The sequence below is a fragment of the Empedobacter sp. GD03739 genome (assembly GCF_029843245.1).
Taxonomy (GTDB): Bacteria; Bacteroidota; Bacteroidia; order Flavobacteriales; family Weeksellaceae; genus Empedobacter; species Empedobacter falsenii_B.
Genome location: NZ_JAOCHX010000005.1, coordinates 1 through 20,726, shown reverse-complemented (window position 1 = coordinate 20,726; position 20,726 = coordinate 1). Strand labels below are relative to the sequence as shown.

Sequence of the window (20,726 nt, the reverse complement as noted above, 5' to 3'; positions counted from 1 at the left end):
AAAGTAAAAGTGTAAGATTAAGGTGAGTTTTAAGTTAGATTAAAAGTAGATTAGAAAATGAGTTTAACAATTGTTCCTTTAGGTTTATTCGGAACAATTTCGATATCAATTTGATGAAGTGTAAAAATAATATTCGCCATCGAAAGTCCAATACCTTTTCCTTGAAAATCTTGCGTGTTTTTTCCTCGAAAAAAGTTTTGTTTAATTTGTTTGATATCGGTTTCTAAAATACCAATTCCCAAATCGGAAATATGAATTTGTAAACGGTGATTGATTTCCAAAAACTGTACTAAAATCGGTTGATTGTTCGAATATTTTATCGCGTTACTTACTAAATTATTCAACGCAACTTCTAATAATTTTTCGTTTCCTTGAATGGTTAACAATTGATTATTTTCGACTTGTAAATCCACATTTATACGTGCTTGATGATACAAAATTGCATTTTCAATCACTTGCCAAACTACTTCATCAATTCGAATTTGACTAAATTCAAAACTCGTTTTTGCTCCCGAAAGTAACATCATTTGGTCTAACGTTTCTTGCAAATCATTGGTATATTGTTTCAGTTGCACAATCACGTTTTCGTATTCTTCGAGCGTTCTTTTTTTATGATTTGTAACCTCTAAAGTTCCTAATAATGCAGTAATTGGTGTTCGTAACTCGTGCGAAACATAATCAATAAAATTCTTTTGTACATTAAAAGTTTGCGCTATTCGATCAATAAAATGATTGTAAGTTTTAATTAAATCCTCAATCTCAGCATACGACTTATTAAGCTTTAAAGGTTCAGTAAAATTCTTCGCATCACGCTCTTTTATTTGCTCAATAATTTTTGTAATCGGTTCATAAGCAATTACTCCTAAAAAATTAGAACATAGATAAATAAAAATCAACCCGACCAATGAAACCGAAATCAAAATTTGAAGTAACGATTGCATTTGTTCGTTGAATTCTTGTTTAGATTCGCGCGTAATTACTACAAAATCTCCTTGGTTATCGTGATAAAAAATTCCGTTATAAAAGAAATCTTTACTTGTAAAAAAATCTGATTTATTGGCACGAATATTTTCTATAAAATTGGTTGAAATATCTTTATTAGACGACATATTTCCATTGTATTTTTTGTTGTTATGATCAACAATTAAAATATTTTTTCGGGAAATCGTCTTCTCTAATTGACTTTTGATATTATTATGCTCTAAAACAGGCAATTCGTCCTTTTCCAAATAATAAATAGAAGCCAAAAGCGTCTTATTCTGCAATGATTTGATCTCTTTTTTCTCCATTTCGGTATAAAAAGAAAAGTAAATAATTGTAGAAACAATCAGAATAATGATACTGAAAATAACGACTGAATAAAGCTCTAATCGGTGTTTTAATTTCATAATTTAGGCTTTAAACATATAACCAACGCCTTTTACCGTGTGAATATATTTCGTCCCGTTTTTCTCGATTTTGTTGCGCAAATACGAAATGTAAACATCCACTACATTAGTGTGATTATCGAATGTTATTCCCCAAACAGCATTTAAAATTTGGATACGAGTAACGGTTTTATCTATATTTTCGATTAAATAATTCAACAACTTAAATTCACGAGGAGAAAGCTCTGTTTCTTCTTGATTGACAAAAACTTTGTATTGATCCAAATCGATTTCTAAGTCATCAAAAATCAATTTATTTTCAGGGATTTCTTGTGAACGAAACTGATTACGACGCGTTAAAGCTTTGATTCGCGATAATAATTCGTCGAAATGAAATGGTTTTGTAATGTAATCATCTGCACCATAGTCCAAAGCTGAAACTTTATCTTGAACTGTATTTAATGCACTTAACATCAAAATTGGAGTGAATATTTTTTTGTAACGAAGTGTCTGTACAAGCTGAATTCCATCCATTTTTGGTAACATAATATCGCAAATAATCAAATCAAACTGAATCGTAAGAAATTCATCTAAAACAGTTTCCGCATCTTTACAAAGCGTAACCAAATGTCCATTTTCTTCTAATCCTTTGATTAAAAAATCGCTAATTCGCTTATCATCTTCGATTACTAAAATTTGCATATACTTTCCATTTTTTCAAAATTAATGAAATTGATCAAGATGAGATGAATATAGCAAATTTTCTAATTGGATTTTAATTTAAAAAGAACAAAATTCAATAAAAAACGAGCAATAAATTGCTCGTTTTTTATATTCAATAATTCGAAGTCTAATCTCCTTCTCCACTATTTTTCATCGCAGTCAAAAGATTATATGCTCCTTTCGAAACATAGACTTTTCCTGAATTTTGAGGAGATTTTATTTCAATCATTTTATTCGCAGAACCTCCTATTTCTACAAGAACTAATCGAAACTGATTTTTAGTTTGTCTTTCGAACACATAGTCTTTTCCTTCAAACTGAATTACAGCTTCTTCTGGTAAAACATTCGCGTCAAGCGAATTCACTTGCAATTCGATATTGAAATACATATTCGCTGTTAATCGCGTACCATTCGCATTCGTAATTCGTGCAAAAACATCAACCGTTCCATCTTCATTCACTTGATTTGAAATTGAAGTGATTTGCGCATCTAACTTTTGATCTGGTTTTGCATTGGTATAAGCTTTCAAAAATTGACCAATCTGAATGTTACTCAGATCCTTTTCAAATACTTTTACATTCAACAAAGAACGATCTGGATTAATAATTTCTAACATCGCATCTGCTGGCGAAATATATTGTCCTGTATTCGCAAAAACCTGACTCACCATTCCGCTAATCGGTGCATAAACATTGATGGTACGTCGGATATTACTCAACGAAACTGAGGAAGGATTGATATTCATTAATCTTAGTTTCTGTTCCAAGGAACTTTTCTTTACCATCAACGATTGACGTGTTGCTTTCGCTTGTTGCATCACTTTGTCACTTGCTGCTTGCTCTGCATTCAAATCCTTTTGACGAACATAATCTGCACTAGCCTGCTCTAACAAAGCTTTTGTTGTGAGATAATCTTCTTGCATTTGGATATACTGCGGATCTTCTAAAACCACCAAAACTTGTCCTTTATTGACATAATTTCCTGGAATTAGTGCAATTCGTTTCACATAACCACCAAAGGCATTGGTGATAGAAATAGTATTTTCTGGGGTTACTGCCGTCTTTGCATTTAGCCGAATAGTTGTAGGTAAATTCTGATGACGTAAAGAGGTTGTATCAATTTCAAAATTCTTTAATTGAGCATCTGTCAACTTTAAAATTGAAGTAGAAATAGTTGCTTTTTGCTCTACTTCAGGTTTTGTTTCTTCTTTGTTACAACTCATCACAACAAAAGATGTACAAAGCATTAAGATATATTTTTTCATATTATTGTGCAGTATAAAAAGTCATTGCGGCATAAGCCTGATTACGTAGATTCTTTGCTTCTAGAAACTTTGTTTTCACTTCGATGATTTGATTATTCAGAATCACCCAATCCAAAAAATTAATCTCTCCTTCTAGTAATTGACGATTAATTGTTTTTTGTAAATCATTCGCAGCAGGAAGTTGAGTTTGCTCAAAATCTCCTACTATTTCTTCGTAAGCGTTTACTTTATTTTTTAAAACATCAAAATCTTGTTGCAACTTCGATTGTTGTAAAGTATACGCTTGTTTTGCAAGATCAGTTTTAACTTTTGAGGCTTCAATTGACGAATTAATTCCTCTATTAAACAAAGGTAAGCCAACTCCTACTTGAAAAGAATTGTATCGATTTTGATCCAAGTCAGAAAAGCTTTGATTTGAATATCCAACTGTTAAAACTGGAACTTTTTTCGATTTTTCAACTTCAGTTTCTAAAGTAGAAGTCTGAATATTTTCTTCAGCTAATTTTAACATTGGATGTACATTTGAAACAGATAATCCTGCAATTTCACTCCAATTTACACCATCTTTTGTTGGATAAATTTTGAATGATGAATTGGTTAAAAATTGAATTTGTCTTGATTCATTTTCTAATTCATTTTCGACTAATTTCAATTGATTTTGAATCGATTTCAACTGAATAATAGCCGTTGAAACCTCACTTCGGTTTGATTCACCTTTCTTCAAACGTAAATTTGCTTTCTTCAAAAACTCTTGGTAAATCAATTCATTTTCTTTCAATAAATCTTGTTGATATTCTGTATTTTGCATATTGACATACAGATTAGCTAATCGTTGTTTAATTTCAACTTTCGTCAATTGTTCATTTGCTTTAGAAGTACTGATCATTTGTTCGTTCAAAGCTTTTTGACGTTTAAAAACCACAGGAAATTGAAACGATTGCGAAATAGTAAACTTGTTATCAAATTCACCTGAATTCACTTGTCCAAATTCCGCAGCTATATCTAAAGGTGAAAGCGAACGATTGGCAAACACATTTTTCTCGTGATAAACAGTAGTCAATTCTGCTTGTTTAATTTCGAGGTTATTCGCGTCAGCTAACTTGACAACTTCATCAAAACTCATACGTTCTTGCGCATTAGCAGTTGTTCCAAACAAAGCTAGAACTAATAAAATAGCTGTAGGAATTGATTTATGACGAGTTGATTTCTTTTTAAAATGAATATTTTCGAACATAACATATAAAATTGGTAAAACAAATAAAGTAAGGAAAGTCGCGCCCATTAATCCTCCAATAACAACAGTTGCTAATGGACGTTGAACTTCTGCGCCCGAACCATTACTAAGAGCCATTGGTAAGAAACCTAAAGAGGCTACGGCAGCTGTCATTAGAACGGGACGAAGACGAGTTCGTGTTCCCATAATAACAATTCGAGTTGTATTTTTAATTCCGTTATCACGTAGACGATTGTATTCTGATATTAATACAATTCCGTTTAGAACGGCAATTCCAAAAAGTGCGATAAATCCAACTCCAGCACTAATACTAAAAGGCATATCTCGCGCAGCTAAGAATAGTATTCCACCGATTGAAGAAAGCGGAATGGCTGTATAAATTAATAAACTTTCTTTGATTGATTTGAATGCAAAAAATAACAAGACAAAAATCAAAACCAAGGCGACTGGAACAGCGATACCTAAACGAGCTTTAGCATGATTCAAATTTTCGAAAGCTCCACCATAGGTTGTATAATAACCTGTAGGAAGTTTTATTTGAGCATCAACTTTTTGTTGTAATTCTTGTACAACACTTTCTATGTCGCGTCCTTTTACGTTAAATCCAACAACAATTCTACGTTTTGCATCTTCGCGCTGAATTTGATTTGGCGTATTTTTATAATCTACTTTTGCTAATTGATTCAATGGAATCTGAATTCCAGAAGCAGTAGGAATCAATAAATTTCGAATATCTTCGATATTCTCGCGTTTGTCTTCTGCTAAACGAACCACCATATCAAAACGTTTTTCACCTTCGAAAACCATTCCAGTAGATTGTCCTGCAAAAGCCATATTAATAATTCGATTTGCTTCTCCAATACTCAATCCATATTGCGCTAATAAAGCACGATCAAATTCAATCACAACTTGTGGAATTCCATTAATTGGTTCGATATACAAATCTTGCGCTCCTTTTACAGTATTGATTATTTTTCCTAATTTCTCTGCATTATTGGCTAAACTATCTAAATTTTCACCAAATATTTTCACCACCACATCTTGTCGTGCTCCTGTCATTAATTCATTAAAACGCATCTGAACAGGAAATTGAAATCCCGTTGAAAGTCCTGGAACATCTTCCAAAGCTTTACTCATTTTATCCGATAATTCTGGAAAAGTTGTGGCAGAAGTCCATTCTTTTTTAGGTTTCAAAACAATAATCATATCTCCTGCATCCATTGGCATTGGCTCGGTAGGAATCTCTCCACTCCCAATTTTCGTGACAACCATTTCAACTTCAGGGAAACGATCTTTCAGTATTTTAGCTGCCTTATTTGTGTATTCTATTGTTGTCGTAATATTACTTCCTGGTAAAATACGCGCTTCTACAGCAAAATCTCCTTCTTCTAAGGCAGGAATAAATTCTCCACCTAAACGAGACATCACAAAAACAGCAATAGTGAAAAGTGAAAGTACAACAGCTAGAATAATAGTACGAACTTTTAAGGCTTTGATTAAATATTTCTGATGGAAAATCTCAATTTTAGCCATTACACGATCCGATAAATTTGGTTTGACTTTCTTCTTTTTACTTAAGAATAAAGTAGTCATCATCGGAACATAAGTCAACGAAAGAATAAATGCACCAATCAGAGCAAAAGCAACTGTTTGCGCCATTGGTTTGAACATCTTTCCTTCTATTCCTTGTAAAGTAAAAATTGGTAAATAAACGATTAGAATAATAATTTGACCAAAAACAGCCGAATTCACCATTTTTTTAGCTGAAGAACCAACTGTTTGATCCATTTCAGTTTGCGTTAATTTATTCTTCAACCCAAATTTTTTGTTGTGTGCTAACTGATGCATCGCCGCTTCTACAATAATCACAGCACCATCGACAATCAATCCAAAATCTAATGCGCCTAAACTCATCAAGTTTCCACCTACACCAAAAATATTCATCATAATAATCGCGAATAATAAGGCCAGAGGAATGACAGAAGCTACAATAAAACCAGCACGTAAATTACCTAAGAAAAGTACCAAAATAAAGACAACGATTAAGGCTCCTTCAAGTAAATTCGTTTCAACCGTATGAATAGTATTGTCAACCATTTTTTTACGGTCTAAGAAAGGTTCAATAACAACTCCATCAGGTAATGTCTTTTTGATTTCTTCGATACGTTGTTGTACATTCTTAACCACTTCGTTACTATTTGCTCCTTTCAACATCATAACAATTGCACCAGAAACTTCACCTGTATCGTTATATGTCATTGCACCATAGCGCGTAGCAAAGCCAGTTTTTACGTCTGCAACATCTCTCAATAAAATAGGTGTTCCACTTTGCGAACGTTTGACCAAAATATTTTCGATATCTTCGATGTTACCAATTAAACCTTCAGAACGGATGAATAAAGAAGTAGGACCTTTTTCGATATAAGCTCCACCTGTATTTTGATTATTCTCACTCAGTGCATCAAATAAATCATTAATTGTCAGACTAAAAGATTGTAAACGTTGCGGATCAATTGCAATTTCGTATTGCTTCAATTTTCCTCCGAAACTACTCACATCTGCCACACCAGGAACGCCTAAAAGTTGACGACGAACAATCCAGTCTTGAATTGTTCTTAATTCAGTTTCATCATATTGATCTTCGTAACCTTCGGCGGGACGAACAACATATTGATAGATTTCGCCCAAACCTGTCGAAATTGGACCAAGTTGTGGTTCTCCAATACCTTCGGGAATCTCATTTTGAACCTGAATCAATCGTTCACTTACTTGTTGTCGCGCCCAATAAACATCTGTATTGTCATCAAAAACAATGGTTACCAATGATAATCCAAAACGAGAAAAACTACGAATTTCGGTAATCCCACCAATATTAGAATTAGCTTGTTCGATAGGAAAAGTCACTAAACGCTCAATATCTTCTGCACTAAAAGAAGGCGCTACAGTAATAATTTGAACCTGATTAGATGTAATATCAGGTTGTGCATCAATGGGTAATTTTGTCGCATCGTAAATACCAAATATCAACAAAGCCAACGTAAACAAACCCACGATAAATTTATTCTTGATTGAAAAATCAATAATTTTATTTAACATCGTAAAATTGTATAGATTAAAAATGTGCTAAATACAAGTTGTAAATAGCTGAAATTGGATAAATTGAAAGAATCAATCTATCATAAATCTAAAAAAAATCACGCTTGTTTTGGCGGTTGCCAGATAGAATCTAAATAATAAGTATGTAAAAAATCTTCATCAAATATTTTGATTGAAGTGGTAGAAATTTCTTTATCTAAGTGTAAAATATCAAAGAGTTTTATAGGAGAGAAAAAAAAGTCGATATGAACAAACTCAACTTTCATGAAAGGTAATTTTTGGTCAGTTTCCCAATCCGCATCAACCTCATGTCCTCCATAATGATGAACTAAAAAAGTTTTCATTTCATCCAAAAAATCTCCTCCTTTATCATGTTCAATAAAATGAGAAATAAACACAGGCAATTTATATAACTGACAAAATTGAGTTGAAGTCGTTATATAAAAAAAAATAAAAATTTTAGTTGCCCATAGTTTCACGACCCAAATGTACAGTCAATTTTGCTTTCTTTCAAATTTAATTAATGGAAAAATCTCGTTAAACTTACTTAGAAACCTCTTTCTTCGTAAATAAATGAGAAATTACTTCGAGTTTATCATGATCGAATAAACACAAACCTTCAACATAGAAAGGTGTAAAATGAAAACTTTGTTGATCTACGATTCCAAATTCTTTCAGTTTTGGTTCGTAAACGACAAAACCTGTACGCAAGAATGGTTTTTTAGAGACTTTATACAACACAATATCATTGGTAAATAATCGTCGATTTCGTTTATCCAATATATCTATTCCAATATCTATGGTATCAAATTGTAAAGCATTTTCGTGCCAAGAAAACTCGTTATAACCTTTAAAATAGGTCACTCCATCTATCTCCTTCGCAAAACCTTCTACTTTATTTTTGTTTCGTAATCGATAATATCCAATCGTTTTCATCTGGCAAATTTGCAATAAAAAAATTTAAAATAGAAACGAGCAATATTAAAATAGATGATTAAATTTATCATCCGAAAACAACTAACACAATGTACAAAATATATCCACAAAAAAGATACAATGAAACCTTAGCTTTGCTGAAACAATTTGCTCAACCTACTGATAAAATTCTTGATTTAGGAATCAAAAATCCTTTTACAGATGTGATGTTGGAAAATGGTTTTGATGTAAAAAATACAAATGGCGACGATTTGGACTATTATTATAAGGATTTGCAAAATTATGATGCTAACTTTGTAACGGCTTTAGAAATTTTAGAACATTTGGTAAATCCAATGGAAGTGCTAAGAAATTTGCCTGGAGATAAATTATTAGCTTCAATTCCGATGCGTTTGTGGTTTTCGCCTGCTTATCGTAATCAAAATGATGCGCGAGATGTACATTATCACGAATTTGAAGATTGGCAATTTGACATGTTAATGGAAAAAGCTGGATGGAATGTAATACATCGTCACAAATGGACGCATCCATCAAACAAACTGGGAATAAGACCCTTATTAAGAAGAATTACACCAAGATATTATGCTGTCTACGCAGAACGAAAAAAAGACTTTACTTACTAAATACTCTATTGTTATACCTGCACATAACGAAGAAGATTTTATTGCGATTACGCTAAATTCTCTCGTTAATCAAACTGTTTTACCATATGAAGTGATTGTTGTAAATGATCATTCAACCGATAAAACACAACAAATTGTAGAAGAACTTACAGCTAAATATCCGTTCATCAAATTAAGAAATATCTTATCAAAAGGTGAACATCAGCCAGGAAGCAAAGTGATACAAGCTTTCTTGAAAGGTTACGAAATCATTGATCCTAATTATGATATTATTGTTAAATTGGATGCTGATTTAGATATTCCTTTCAATTATTTTGAGACTATTTTAACTCATTTTAATCATGAGGAAGATATTGCAATGGTTGGTGGTTTTGCGTATATTGATAAGGACGGAAAATGGATTCTTGAAAATCTGACAGATAAAGACCATATTCGTGGCGCATTTAAGGCGTATAGAAAAAATTGTTACGAAAAAATTGGTGGATTACGCGCACATATGGGTTGGGATACAGTAGACGAATTGTTGTGTAAATATTATGGTTGGAAAGTTGTTACAGACGAATCTTTACACATCAAACATCTAAAACCAACTGGCGCGAGTTACAATAAATCGGCGCTTTACAAACAAGGTGCGGCTTATTATGCATTAGGTTATGGATTTTGGATTACATTAATTGCTGGCACAAAATTGGCTTTACGTAAAAAGAAACCCACATATATTTTGTATTATTTGAAAGGTTTTTTTGAAGCTAAAATTAATGGTACAAAAAAAATGGTAAATCGAGATCAAGAAAAATTCATCCGAAATTATCGTTGGTCGAAAATGAAACAAAAAATAAAAGGTTAAATCTAACATGCGATATTGGTTAACATACACACTATTTATATTTCCATTCATCAGCTTTGCACAAAATAAGTTGATTACTGGTTCTGTGGTTGTAGACGAAGGAAACGATTATATTTCCTCAGTTTCTGGTGCTCGTATAGAAAATCTGACGTCAGAAAGTAAGACATGTACAAGCTCTTCGGGTTATTATTCTATCCAAGCAAATGTTGGCGATACAATTTTGTTTGAAGCAGATTTTTTGATTCCAAGAAAAATTGTAGTCAATCAAAATATTTACAACAAAGGTTTTTTACAAGCACATTTGGATATTGAAACAATTGAATTGAGTGGTGCTACAATTGGTAAAGGCCCTTTACAACCTAAATATCACAAGGATAATAAAACAGATTTGTACGATAAAATGGGACTTGATCAACGTTTACGAGATTTAGAACCTAAAAGAGATATTGCAAAATTCAAGCCAATGGATGTTTTAAATCCTGTTCGATTGATTGGTCATATGAATGGATTTTATCGTGAGCAACGTCGTGTACGTAATTACGAAACAAAACTTTCTCTCGTTCAAGAAGTTAAACATTATTATCCTACAGATTTTTATACAAATCAATTACAAATTCCTGAATATAAAATAGAAGAATTTTTATATTATGTTAATGCGCGTTATCCGCTTCAAGAAAAAGTTTTGAGCAGACAATTTGGTACGATAATGATTGATTTAGAATCTTATGCGAAAGATTATTTGAATGAATTAAATCAAAACAAAAATCAATAATTCTTAATAGATTTTTAAAATTTAGCCAATAAACGTTAACAAAATTGATGCTAATTTATTAAGACTTATCTTCGTACAAATAATTAAACGTATAATCACGAACAATTGAAATCACTATTTACCATTCTAATATTGCTGTTGTCGAATTTTATTTTCGCACAAGAAAAATGGATTCAGGGAAACATTATCATTGATGATTCTGACGATACAGCAGAAGGAGTTTACGTTACAAATCTGAGAACAAATCATACAACAATTTCTAATTTTACAGGAACTTTTCTTATTCAAGCAAAAGTAAATGACACGCTAAAAATACAATCTGATTGGTACGAAAATCGACTAATTATCTTAAGACCAAATTTGTTCAATAAACAAACAATTGTAGTGCATTTAGCTGTGCAGACAATTCAATTGAATACCGCATATATTGGTCAAAAATTGACAGGAATTCTTGAAAAAGATGTCAAAAATGGAAAAAAAGCTGATGTTGTAACAAAACTTTATAAAAGTCTTGGTGTTAATCCTGATATCAAACCTATAAAAGACACATCTTCGTTGAAAGCTGGATTTTTGAGTGGAGATATTACGTTGACGAGATTGGATATTGGGCGTATTTATGATGTTTTTTCTGGTAAAGCCAAACAACGAAAAGCATTGCTTGATTATGAAGATAAATACGATAAAATTACAAAAATTAAGAATTATTTTGGTGAAGATTATTTCACAAATGATTTAAAAATTCCGAAATTCAAAATCAGAGATTTCATTGAAAATGCATTAACAAATACCGAATCTAAAATAGAATTGAATGATGTAAATTATTTCAAATTACTTCAATTATTTAATTCTTACAGTAAAATATACCTCGACTTTTTATACGGAAAAGTACCAAATAATACGAAAATCATCAAAAAAGATACGATAGACGATTAAAAAAAGAGCTTGATAAATCAAGCTCTTTTTTGGTTTTATAGTTGTGTAAAATTAGTTTTTATAGGAAATCCATTTCACCATTTCTTTCACAGTTGGTTTTTTACCATAAATTAAAATTCCAATTCTATAGATTTTTCCAGCAATATAAACCATAAATATGGTGCTGATTAAAAGCAAAAATAAGGATAAAGCTAATTGCCAAATCGGAACATCGAACGGAATTCGAGTAATCATTGAGATGGGCGAAGTTAATGGAATCATTGATAACCAAAAAGCAACTGGACCATCAGGATTTTCGAAAGTTGTCATACTTCCGTAAAGTCCAATCATCATCGGAACTAAAGGAAAATATGTAAATTGTTGCGTATCTGTATCATTGTCAACCGCAGAACCAATTGCCGCGAAAACAGAGCTGTAGAACAAATATCCTAAGATAAAATAAGAAATAAAAGCAAAAATGATTAACGGATAATTAAACGTTAACAATACTTCGCTAATTTCTGTTACTTTTTGCATCATATCTGGGTTAGTTTCCGCTAATTGTGCTTGATTCATCATTTGTTGTGACATATCCATTCTCGATGCTGCAATTGCAGGAAATAAAATCAATAACCCCATTGTCATTCCAATCCATATTGCAAATTGCGTCACTGCAACCATTGTCGTTCCTAAAATTTTACCCATCATCAATTCGAAAGGTTTCACAGAAGAAATGATAATTTCTACAACACGATTATTCTTTTCTTCAACAACCGAACGCATAACTTTTACGCCATAAATCATCACAAACATGAAAATAATGTAAGTTAAAAACATCGATAATCCGATTTTCAACTCCATTCCTTTGTCTTCTTTTCCGTCTGTAACGTTGAAAACATTCAGGTTAACGCGAGCCTTAGAAGCTTCTAAAGCAGCTTTATCAATACCAGATTTTGCTTGTTTTTCTTTTTCAATCTTATCACTAATTGTTCTCGAAAGTTTTTCTCGATCAGTAATTCCAAGATTTCCATTTGTGATTAATTCTGTATTTTTCTCGATATTATCATAATTTCCATCTGTATTTTTTGGAATATGAAGAATCGCATTCAAATATTCGCTTCCTTTCAATGTATCTTTGATCGATTTCAATTCTTGAGGCGTGTAAATACTGAACATCATTTGTTTAGTCGATTTAAACGAGGTTACAAACTCTGTACTTTCATCTACAATTGCAATGTTTTTCACTTCGGAATTATTTGCAGAACTCAAAAAGAAAATCACCGCTCCTGCTCCAACAATCAGTAAAGGCGAAAGAAAAGTCATAACAATAAACGCTTTGTTTTTTACTTGAGAAAAGAACTCACGTTGTGCAACTAAAAATATATTTTTCATTTGAAAATTAGCTTAAAGATTAGGAATTGAACTTTGTTTAACGGCTTCCAAAAACACATCATTCATCGAAGGAATAATTTCTTTGAATTGATGAACTTGCCCCACTTGCATCAATTTATCTAAAATCACATTGGTTGGTGTTTCTTTATTGTACAACAAATTAAATTCAGTTCGTTGATTAACGTTTCGTACATCCGAAATCTCAAATTCATTCGCTAAATTTTGAAGAGAATCAGCGGGAATTTCATTCAATTGAATCGAAAATTTCCCTGTCTTAAATTGATTTCTAACTTCTTCAATTGTTCCATCTAATACTTTATTCGATTGATTAATCAAAGCAACATGATCACACATTTCCTCTACAGATTCCATACGATGCGTCGAAAAAATAATTGTCGTTCCTTTATCTCTTAATTCAAGAATTTCATTCGCAATAATTTGTGCATTTACAGGATCAAAACCACTAAAAGGTTCATCAAAAATCAGCAAAGAAGGATTGTGAATAACTGTAATCACAAACTGAACTTTTTGTCCCATTCCTTTCGACAACTCGCTCAATTTCTTGTTCCACCAAGACATCATATCAAGTTTCTCGAACCAATATTCGGTACGTTTTTTAGCTTCCGCAGAAGAAAGACCTTTCAGTTTTGCAAAATACAGTGCCTGTTCTCCAACCTTCATATTCTTGTACAAACCACGTTCTTCTGGCATATAACCAACTTGACCGATTGATTTTTTCGTCAAAGGTTCTCCATTCAACAAAATTGTCCCGCTATCTGGCGCTGTAATTTGATTAACAATACGAATAAAAGTCGTTTTTCCAGCACCATTTGGTCCCAAAAGTCCATAAATAGAACCTTGTGGAATATTGATACTAAAATTATTAAGCGCAACTTTATCTTTATATTTTCTTGTTAAGCCTTGAGCTTGCAATAAAAATTCCATTTTCTATATCATTTGATTTGTAAAATTAGTAAGAAGAAAGTAAATTTTGTTACAGATTTTAATGAGATTCATTCGGATCCCATACAATTTCTTTAAAATTAATCACTTTATCATTTATAATCTCCACACCTTCATTCTCTAACAATTGTTGCATCAAACTCGAAGGATTAAAATGATGTTTTCCAGTTAACAAACCATTTCTGTTTACAACACGATGCGCAGGAACATCTTCTCTATTATGTGCATGATTCATCGCATTGCCAACCACACGCGCAGAAAATTTTTCTCCTATATATTTTGCTATCAAACCATAAGTAGAAACACGTCCTTCGGGAATTTGACGAACTATTTCATAAATTTTCTCATAAGTATCAGAAATGATTTTTGTCATAATCTAAACATTTATTGTAAATTTAAAGAAAGTAATAGAATATGAGCCAAAAAGTTCCAATTAAATCTCTTTTAAGCCGACCACGTTTTAAGGTTTTTACGCATTTATCAAAACAAGAATTTATTGATTTAATCAAAAAACACCTTGAAACAAATTCTACTGAATACGGAGGTTATGCCAATCAGGAAGTTGCGATGATTCGTGTCCGCAAAGACAAAGATAAATATTGGCACCCGCAATTACAAATCAGAATTGAAGATGACGATGATCATCCTAACTATTTGGTTGTAAGAGGAATTATTGGTCCGCCTTCTAATGTTTGGACATTTTTCGCATTTTTGTATGGTTTGAGCGGAGCTATTTTTATCACCTTAGGCTCTTATGCGGTTTCCGAATATATTGTACAAGGAAATAGTGTATGGATTTGGAGTATTCCTATTGCATTATTGATTACTTTAGGAACCTATTTAGCGAGTTTATATGGTCATTATTTGGCAAAATATCAATTGGGAAGATTATATCATTTCGTGAATGAATTGCTTCGTGATGCAGAGTTTTATCAAAATAGTGACGAAATCAAAGAATAAAAAAAGCGACCTAAACAGGTCGCTTACAAGAAATATGTTGAGATAATATATTAATTAGATTACTTTCACATTAACGGCGTTGATGCCTTTTTTTCCTTGTTCTAAGTCAAAAGATACTTTATCGTTTTGAGCTACTTTGTCTGTTAAACCAGAAACGTGTACGAAGTACTCTTTTCCTGATTCGTCATCTTTAATAAATCCGTATCCTTTTTCTTCATTAAAGAATTTTACAGTTCCTTTATTCATAGTATTTTATTTTCGTTGATAAAGATATAAGATTTATTTACAAAACCAATATTAATTTTTAGTTTTTTTTATAACAATTTTTTTAGCCTATAATTTCATTATAATTTTGCTTCAAATCATAATATTTTGGCAGGAATTTATATTCATATCCCGTTTTGTAAACAAAAATGCAGCTATTGCGACTTTCATTTTTCGACAAATCTTCAACATAAATCAAATTTAATTCAAGCAATTAATAAAGAACTTGAGATCAGAAAAGATGAAATTTCAACACCTTTAGAAACGATTTATTTTGGAGGAGGAACACCTTCTATCCTGTCCGAAATTGAATTAGAAAGTATTTTCGAAACGATTTATAAAAATTATTCAACCAAAAATTTAAAGGAAATTACACTCGAAGCGAATCCTGATGATTTGAATAAAGAAAAACTTAATTTCTTAAAATCAACTCCGATTAATCGTTTTTCGATTGGTGTTCAATCATTTTTTGAAGAAGATTTGAAATTAATGAATCGAGCACATAATGCACAAGAAGCTGAGACTTCGATAAAATTGGCGCAAGATTTTGGTTTCGAAAATATCACTATTGATTTGATTTATGGTTCTACGACCACAACCAACGAAATGTGGAAGCAAAATTTGCAAAAAGCAATTGAGCTGAATGTTCCACATATTTCTTCTTATGCATTAACAGTCGAAGAAAAAACAATTTTAAATCATCAAATCAAAAAAGGAATCACAAAACCGGTTGATGAAGATCGTCAAAACGAACAATTTCAACTTTTAGTTGACACTTTAACTTCGAATGATTTTATTCAATATGAAATCTCTAATTTCGGAAAAGAAGAGTATTTTTCTTTACACAATTCTAATTATTGGAAAGGAATTCATTATTTAGGAATTGGACCTTCTGCGCATTCTTATAACGGAAAAACTCGTGCTTGGAACATTGCAAATAATTCTAAATACATACAAGCTATCAACGAAAATAATCTACCTCAAGAAATTGAAGTTTTAAATGAAGTAGAAAAATTTAATGAAATGATAATGATAGGATTGAGAACAATTTATGGAATAGATTTAAATCGAATTAATTCAGAATTTTCTCAACCTTTAGTGAATTCTTTTTATCAAGAACTCAATCAATTAATTAACGAAAATTTAGTCGAAAAGAAAGAAAATAGAATTATTTTAAAACCCGAAGCAAAATTTTTCGCAGACGGAATTGCTTCAAGATTATTTTACATCGATTAATTTGTTAAATTTGCGATATGAATGATAACAGACCAATTGGTGTTTTCGACTCTGGAGTTGGTGGTTTGACGTTTGCAAAAGAAATAAAACGTCTGCTACCAAACGAAAGTTTGATCTATTTTGGCGATACTCAAAATTTGCCTTACGGAGAAAAATCGAAAGAAGCGATTACACAATTTTCGGTAGACATTACTAATTTTTTAATAGACAATAATTGTAAAGCGATTTTAGTTGCATGTAATTCTGCAACGGCTAATTCGTTGAAAGAAATTAGAGAAGCTGCAGGAAAAGATGTTCCTGTTATCGATGTTATTTCGCCAGTTGCAGAGAAAGTTTCGTTCGAATTAAGAGAAAAGATAGGTGTTATTGCAACAAAAGCAACTGTAAATTCGGGCGCTTACAAGAAAGCAATTCGTCGTCGAAATAAACATATTACGGTTATTGAAATGGCTACTCCTCTCTTAGTACCTGTTATCGAAGAGGGTTTTACAAATTCTACGATTTCTAAAGCAGTTTTAGAAACGTATTTATTGAACAAAAAATTAGAAGGAATTGATTCGATTATTTTAGGATGTACGCATTATACACATCTGGAAAAAGAAATCAATCAAGTATTTGAAGGAAAAGTTGATATCGTAAATTCACCTTTAATTGTCGTGAATCAAGTAATTTATCAATTGGCAAAAGAAGGAAAATTGGCTGCGAAAGATACTGTTGCAAACTATACATTTTATATTTCTGACAATACAGATAATATTATAAAAGTGGCAAAAAAATTCTTTGGAAAAGATATTCAATTAATTGAGAAAAATTTAGAAACGAAATAGAACCGACCATTATTTGTCGGTTTTTTTATAAAATATTACGAACAAACAAAAACAAATCATTACATGGAAAAATCAGCAGAATTAATTGCATTAGAAGAAAAATACGGAGCGCATAACTATCACCCACTTCCAGTTGTATTGGAAAAAGGTGAAGGTGTTTACGTTTGGGATGTTGATGGAAAAAAATATTTCGACTTTTTATCAGCTTATTCAGCTGTTAATCAAGGTCACTGTCATCCTAGAATTATTAAAGCGTTGAAAGATCAAGCCGAAAAATTAACGTTAACTTCTCGTGCTTTTTATAATGCGGAATTAGGAAAATACGAAAAATTTATCACAGAATTATTCGGTTTCGATCAAGTATTGCCAATGAATACGGGTGCAGAAGCTGTAGAAACAGCGCTAAAAATTGCTCGTAAATGGGGTTACGAAAAGAAAGGAATTCCAACTGGTGAAGCGATTATTGTAGTATGTAAAGACAATTTCCATGGTCGTACAACTACTATTATTTCTTTCTCGAATGATGAAGATGCACGTAAAAATTTCAATCCTTACACAAGCGGTTTCGAAGCCGTAGAATACAATGATGTTGAAGCTTTGAAACAAATTTTAGAAGAAAAAGCAGATAAAATTTGTGGATTCTTAGTAGAACCAATTCAAGGAGAAGCTGGTGTTAATGTACCTTCTGAAGGATATTTGAAAGCTTGTGAAGAATTATGTAAACAACATAATGTTTTATTTATCGCGGACGAAATTCAAACAGGAATCGCACGTACAGGAAAAATGTTAGCAATCGATCACGAAAATATTGATGCTGATGTTTTAATCTTAGGTAAAGCCGTTTCAGGTGGAGCTTATCCAGTATCTGCAGTTTTAGCAAATGATGAAATAATGAATGTCATCAAACCAGGACAACACGGTTCTACTTATGGAGGTAATCCATTAGCTGCGGCTGTTGCTACAGAAGCTTTGCAAGTTGTTTTGGACGAAAAATTAGCTGAAAATTCTGAAAAATTAGGACAAATTTTTAGAACAGAAATCACGAAAATGGCTGAAGAATTTCCATTATTCAAATCAGTTCGTGGAAAAGGTTTATTAAATGCAATTTTAATCAACGATACACCAGAATCTGAAACAGCATGGAATTTCTGTGTTGCAATGAAAGACAACGGATTATTAGCCAAACCTACACACGGAAACATCATTCGTTTCGCTCCTCCTTTAGTGATGAACGAAGAACAATTACACGAATGTTTAGCGATTATTCGTAAAACTGCACAAGAGTTTAATAAATAATCAACAATAAAATGATATAGAAAAAACCTGATGAAATTTCATCAGGTTTTTTTATATTCGAAACTTTAATTAACACTATGAATTCTTTTAAAATAAACGTTTCCGAAACGTACAAAAAGGCGCAAAAAAAATCGGCAGTATGGATTGCTCTTTTCTTGATTACTCTCTTCTTTTCTACAATTTTGAGCATCATCATTTTCATAATTTGTGTTTGTGGAGGAATCGCTATCGTCATTGCTAAACCAATGTGGATTACCATTTTTTTAGGTTTGGGACTGTTGGCTTTAGGAGGTTTAATCGTTTACTATAATATTAAATTTATTCTAAATATTTTCAAAAAAACAGCTACAAATGGAATTGAAATTTTTGAAACGGATCAACCAGAATTATTCAAATTAATAAAAGCAACCGCAGATAAAGTTGGCACAAAACATCCCAAAAAAGTATTTATTATTGATGATGTAAATGCATATGTTTCCTATTCGAACAATTTGCAAAGTTTAGTTTTTCCAACAAGAAAAAACTTATCCATTGGCGTTGGTTTGTGTGAAGGTATTTATTCAAAACGGCACTACTTTAAAATCAATAATTTAACCCGAATTGTTTTGGTGTATAATTTTGTTTATGTTAAGTATTCTATTCCGACTATAATTTAAATATTATTTTTTCAGCTACACCTCCAGAACCAGCAAAAAAATCTATAACTTTGGTAAAATAAAACCGAGTTACTTATAATAACTCGGTTCATTCCATTACTTACAATCTTTACAAGATTTGGTAGTTCTAATGATAGTACAAATCACTTTTACTAACCCAAATCCTATCATAATTAGAAAGTAATATTCCTCTAAAAAAGGTAGTACATGTTTCATAATTTTGAAATTTTAGAAAAGTGTTGGAACGTTTGCCGACAGATCAACACTTTTTTTGTTAAACAATATTTTATACCCAGCGTTACTATTTTTTACGCTTTGCCTATTTTCTTTTCTATTATTATACTTCATTTGTACCCAAAATAAAATACATAAAAAAAGCCCCTCGAGAAATACTTCTCAAAGAGCTTTACTCAAAGCTAAAGCTTTTTTTTTATATAAACAAAAATATTAATTTGCTATTAATGTTTTGAAAAACAAAATCTTAAGTTTTCAGTTGATTATTCTATATATTTTTTATTTATAATAAAATTATAGATTATTAAATTGATAATATCATTATCTTGAATGGTATCCAATTTAAAACTATGTCCAGACTGAAATAAACCAAATAATATATTTACCTGAGGAAGTCCGTTAAGTATTTTAAATTCGTACGGATTTTCTTGAGAAGATTTTAAACCAGACCATTCACTAGAAAAACTTACATCATCTAAACTTATAGTTGATAAATCAGCTACTAATTTATTCTTATTGTTATAAACTTTACCATCAACCTGAAATCTAAAACCTAAATAAGCAAAATATTGTTTATCTAATAATTGTTTATTATAAAAATTTAATCGGTTTTTAAAAGTGATTTTAGCAATATGATGATATATTAAAATAACTGTTTCAAATGCCTTTTTATCAAGTTTATGAAATTCGAATTTTCTACTGATTAAAGGTACTTCTATTACCTCATTAGTCTTATTATCTTGTTCGTCAATAGCATAAATAATAACCCCGAAAAATATATTTCTATCAGTTATAAAATTTCTTGTAGTAGATTCTGCTTTAAAATAAACTGAAATTATTTCATCATATTTTAACTCGCCTACATTTTTAATAGATAAATCATTTAAAAAAAAATAAGTATCTCCTATAAGCCAATATTCTTCATCTGTAGGTAACACTAAATGGCTCATCTTGTTTTCTTTGTATTCTGAATACTTTTTAAACAATTTATCTTTAGAAGAATTAAGAATATTTAATAAAGATTTATTCATTGAATCGTCAAACTTCTCTTGACAATATCTACATTTTATAGCTTCATCATTTATTAATTCAGCACAATACGGACATTTTTTCATAATTAACTC

20 protein-coding genes are annotated in these 20,726 nt (G+C 31.2%); 9 read left to right on the top strand and 11 right to left on the bottom strand.

Annotated elements, in window-relative coordinates; translation table 11 throughout:
• Positions 1-50 precede the first annotated feature (50 nt).
• The 6 genes from N5E64_RS02875 to N5E64_RS02850 all read right to left on the bottom strand — a co-directional run bounded on the left by N5E64_RS02875 (position 51) and on the right by N5E64_RS02850 (position 8,620).
• Positions 51-1,388 carry a HAMP domain-containing sensor histidine kinase gene (locus tag N5E64_RS02875; RefSeq protein ID WP_280035623.1) on the bottom strand — a complete coding sequence of 446 codons (1,338 nt, stop codon included), beginning with the start codon at positions 1,386-1,388 and terminating at the stop codon, positions 51-53.
• A 3-nt stretch (positions 1,389-1,391) separates the two neighbouring features.
• Positions 1,392-2,069 carry a response regulator transcription factor gene (locus N5E64_RS02870; protein WP_038336633.1) on the bottom strand — a complete coding sequence of 226 codons (678 nt, stop codon included), beginning with the start codon at positions 2,067-2,069 and terminating at the stop codon, positions 1,392-1,394.
• A gap of 148 nt (positions 2,070-2,217) precedes the next feature.
• Positions 2,218-3,354: an efflux RND transporter periplasmic adaptor subunit gene (locus tag N5E64_RS02865; RefSeq protein WP_125349493.1), complete on the bottom strand. Its 1,137-nt coding sequence runs from the start codon at positions 3,352-3,354 to the stop codon at positions 2,218-2,220.
• Position 3,355: 1 nt separating this feature from the next.
• Positions 3,356-7,684 (bottom strand): CusA/CzcA family heavy metal efflux RND transporter, encoded by a 4,329-nt coding sequence (locus N5E64_RS02860; protein WP_280035620.1) that lies wholly within the window; start codon positions 7,682-7,684, stop codon positions 3,356-3,358.
• Positions 7,685-7,782: 98 nt separating this feature from the next.
• A complete protein-coding gene (locus N5E64_RS02855) occupies positions 7,783-8,088 on the bottom strand; it encodes a hypothetical protein (RefSeq protein WP_125349491.1) in 306 nt (101 codons plus the stop codon).
• 139 nt (positions 8,089-8,227) lie between these two features.
• Complete coding sequence (locus N5E64_RS02850) at positions 8,228-8,620, bottom strand: hypothetical protein (protein WP_125349490.1); 393 nt, start codon at positions 8,618-8,620, stop codon at positions 8,228-8,230.
• An 89-nt stretch (positions 8,621-8,709) separates the two neighbouring features.
• Between N5E64_RS02850 and N5E64_RS02845 the strand changes: the two genes are divergently transcribed.
• From N5E64_RS02845 to N5E64_RS02830, 4 genes are all read left to right on the top strand, one after another.
• Entirely contained in the window at positions 8,710-9,243 is a 534-nt protein-coding gene (locus N5E64_RS02845; RefSeq protein ID WP_125349489.1) for a methyltransferase, read from the top strand.
• A complete protein-coding gene (locus tag N5E64_RS02840) occupies positions 9,203-10,090 on the top strand; it encodes a glycosyltransferase family 2 protein (protein ID WP_280035618.1) in 888 nt (295 codons plus the stop codon). The genes N5E64_RS02845 and N5E64_RS02840 overlap by 41 nt, the downstream gene beginning before the upstream one ends.
• A gap of 7 nt (positions 10,091-10,097) precedes the next feature.
• Positions 10,098-10,862, top strand: coding sequence for a hypothetical protein (locus N5E64_RS02835; RefSeq protein WP_280035617.1), 765 nt, complete (start codon positions 10,098-10,100; stop codon positions 10,860-10,862).
• Between the two features lie 138 nt (positions 10,863-11,000).
• Positions 11,001-11,795: a hypothetical protein gene (locus N5E64_RS02830; RefSeq protein ID WP_260392525.1), complete on the top strand. Its 795-nt coding sequence runs from the start codon at positions 11,001-11,003 to the stop codon at positions 11,793-11,795.
• A gap of 51 nt (positions 11,796-11,846) precedes the next feature.
• On the opposite strand, the gene N5E64_RS02825 is transcribed toward N5E64_RS02830, so the two are convergent.
• Genes N5E64_RS02825 through N5E64_RS02815 form a run of 3 tightly spaced genes read right to left on the bottom strand, consistent with a single transcriptional unit; the run spans position 11,847 to position 14,502 of the window.
• Positions 11,847-13,166 carry an ABC transporter permease gene (locus N5E64_RS02825; RefSeq protein ID WP_280035615.1) on the bottom strand — a complete coding sequence of 440 codons (1,320 nt, stop codon included), beginning with the start codon at positions 13,164-13,166 and terminating at the stop codon, positions 11,847-11,849.
• A 12-nt stretch (positions 13,167-13,178) separates the two neighbouring features.
• On the bottom strand, positions 13,179-14,111 hold the full coding sequence (locus tag N5E64_RS02820; protein ID WP_280035614.1) for an ABC transporter ATP-binding protein: 933 nt from the start codon (positions 14,109-14,111) through the stop codon (positions 13,179-13,181).
• A gap of 58 nt (positions 14,112-14,169) precedes the next feature.
• A complete protein-coding gene (locus N5E64_RS02815) occupies positions 14,170-14,502 on the bottom strand; it encodes an MGMT family protein (RefSeq protein WP_280035613.1) in 333 nt (110 codons plus the stop codon).
• Positions 14,503-14,543: 41 nt separating this feature from the next.
• Here N5E64_RS02815 and N5E64_RS02810 point away from each other — a divergent pair, with 41 nt between their 5' ends.
• On the top strand, positions 14,544-15,089 hold the full coding sequence (locus N5E64_RS02810) for a hypothetical protein (protein ID WP_115000395.1): 546 nt from the start codon (positions 14,544-14,546) through the stop codon (positions 15,087-15,089).
• A 54-nt stretch (positions 15,090-15,143) separates the two neighbouring features.
• Here N5E64_RS02810 and N5E64_RS02805 read toward each other — a convergent pair whose 3' ends face one another.
• Positions 15,144-15,335, bottom strand: coding sequence for a cold-shock protein (locus N5E64_RS02805; RefSeq protein ID WP_038330556.1), 192 nt, complete (start codon positions 15,333-15,335; stop codon positions 15,144-15,146).
• Positions 15,336-15,461: 126 nt separating this feature from the next.
• On the opposite strand from N5E64_RS02805, the gene hemW reads away from it, so the two are divergent.
• The 4 genes from hemW (at position 15,462) to N5E64_RS02785 (ending at position 19,368) form a co-directional block, all read left to right on the top strand.
• Positions 15,462-16,589, top strand: a complete 1,128-nt coding sequence (gene hemW, locus N5E64_RS02800; RefSeq protein WP_280035611.1) for a radical SAM family heme chaperone HemW — start codon at positions 15,462-15,464, stop codon at positions 16,587-16,589.
• Positions 16,590-16,606: 17 nt separating this feature from the next.
• Entirely contained in the window at positions 16,607-17,416 is an 810-nt protein-coding gene (gene murI / locus N5E64_RS02795) for a glutamate racemase (RefSeq protein WP_125349482.1), read from the top strand.
• Between the two features lie 63 nt (positions 17,417-17,479).
• Positions 17,480-18,712, top strand: a complete 1,233-nt coding sequence (gene rocD / locus N5E64_RS02790) for an ornithine--oxo-acid transaminase (protein ID WP_125349481.1) — start codon at positions 17,480-17,482, stop codon at positions 18,710-18,712.
• A gap of 77 nt (positions 18,713-18,789) precedes the next feature.
• Entirely contained in the window at positions 18,790-19,368 is a 579-nt protein-coding gene (locus N5E64_RS02785; protein ID WP_280035608.1) for a hypothetical protein, read from the top strand.
• A gap of 497 nt (positions 19,369-19,865) precedes the next feature.
• On the opposite strand, the gene N5E64_RS02780 is transcribed toward N5E64_RS02785, so the two are convergent.
• Positions 19,866-20,726: zinc ribbon domain-containing protein (locus N5E64_RS02780; protein ID WP_407933284.1), on the bottom strand; the 861-nt coding region annotated here is incomplete at its 5' end.

Bases quoted from the DNA above. Each gene is read 5' to 3' on its own strand.
- N5E64_RS02875 (WP_280035623.1), bottom strand. From the start codon at position 1,388: ATGAAATTAAAACACCGATTAGAGCTTTATTCAGTCGTTATTTTCAGT.
- N5E64_RS02870 (WP_038336633.1), bottom strand. From the start codon at position 2,069: ATGCAAATTTTAGTAATCGAAGATGATAAGCGAATTAGCGATTTTTTA.
- N5E64_RS02865 (WP_125349493.1), bottom strand. From the start codon at position 3,354: ATGAAAAAATATATCTTAATGCTTTGTACATCTTTTGTTGTGATGAGT.
- N5E64_RS02860 (WP_280035620.1), bottom strand. From the start codon at position 7,684: ATGTTAAATAAAATTATTGATTTTTCAATCAAGAATAAATTTATCGTG.
- N5E64_RS02850 (WP_125349490.1), bottom strand. From the start codon at position 8,620: ATGAAAACGATTGGATATTATCGATTACGAAACAAAAATAAAGTAGAA.
- N5E64_RS02845 (WP_125349489.1), top strand. From the start codon at position 8,710: ATGTACAAAATATATCCACAAAAAAGATACAATGAAACCTTAGCTTTG.
- N5E64_RS02840 (WP_280035618.1), top strand. From the start codon at position 9,203: ATGCTGTCTACGCAGAACGAAAAAAAGACTTTACTTACTAAATACTCT.
- N5E64_RS02835 (WP_280035617.1), top strand. From the start codon at position 10,098: ATGCGATATTGGTTAACATACACACTATTTATATTTCCATTCATCAGC.
- N5E64_RS02825 (WP_280035615.1), bottom strand. From the start codon at position 13,166: ATGAAAAATATATTTTTAGTTGCACAACGTGAGTTCTTTTCTCAAGTA.
- N5E64_RS02820 (WP_280035614.1), bottom strand. From the start codon at position 14,111: ATGGAATTTTTATTGCAAGCTCAAGGCTTAACAAGAAAATATAAAGAT.
- N5E64_RS02815 (WP_280035613.1), bottom strand. From the start codon at position 14,502: ATGACAAAAATCATTTCTGATACTTATGAGAAAATTTATGAAATAGTT.
- N5E64_RS02810 (WP_115000395.1), top strand. From the start codon at position 14,544: ATGAGCCAAAAAGTTCCAATTAAATCTCTTTTAAGCCGACCACGTTTT.
- N5E64_RS02805 (WP_038330556.1), bottom strand. From the start codon at position 15,335: ATGAATAAAGGAACTGTAAAATTCTTTAATGAAGAAAAAGGATACGGA.
- murI (WP_125349482.1), top strand. From the start codon at position 16,607: ATGAATGATAACAGACCAATTGGTGTTTTCGACTCTGGAGTTGGTGGT.
- rocD (WP_125349481.1), top strand. From the start codon at position 17,480: ATGGAAAAATCAGCAGAATTAATTGCATTAGAAGAAAAATACGGAGCG.
- N5E64_RS02785 (WP_280035608.1), top strand. From the start codon at position 18,790: ATGAATTCTTTTAAAATAAACGTTTCCGAAACGTACAAAAAGGCGCAA.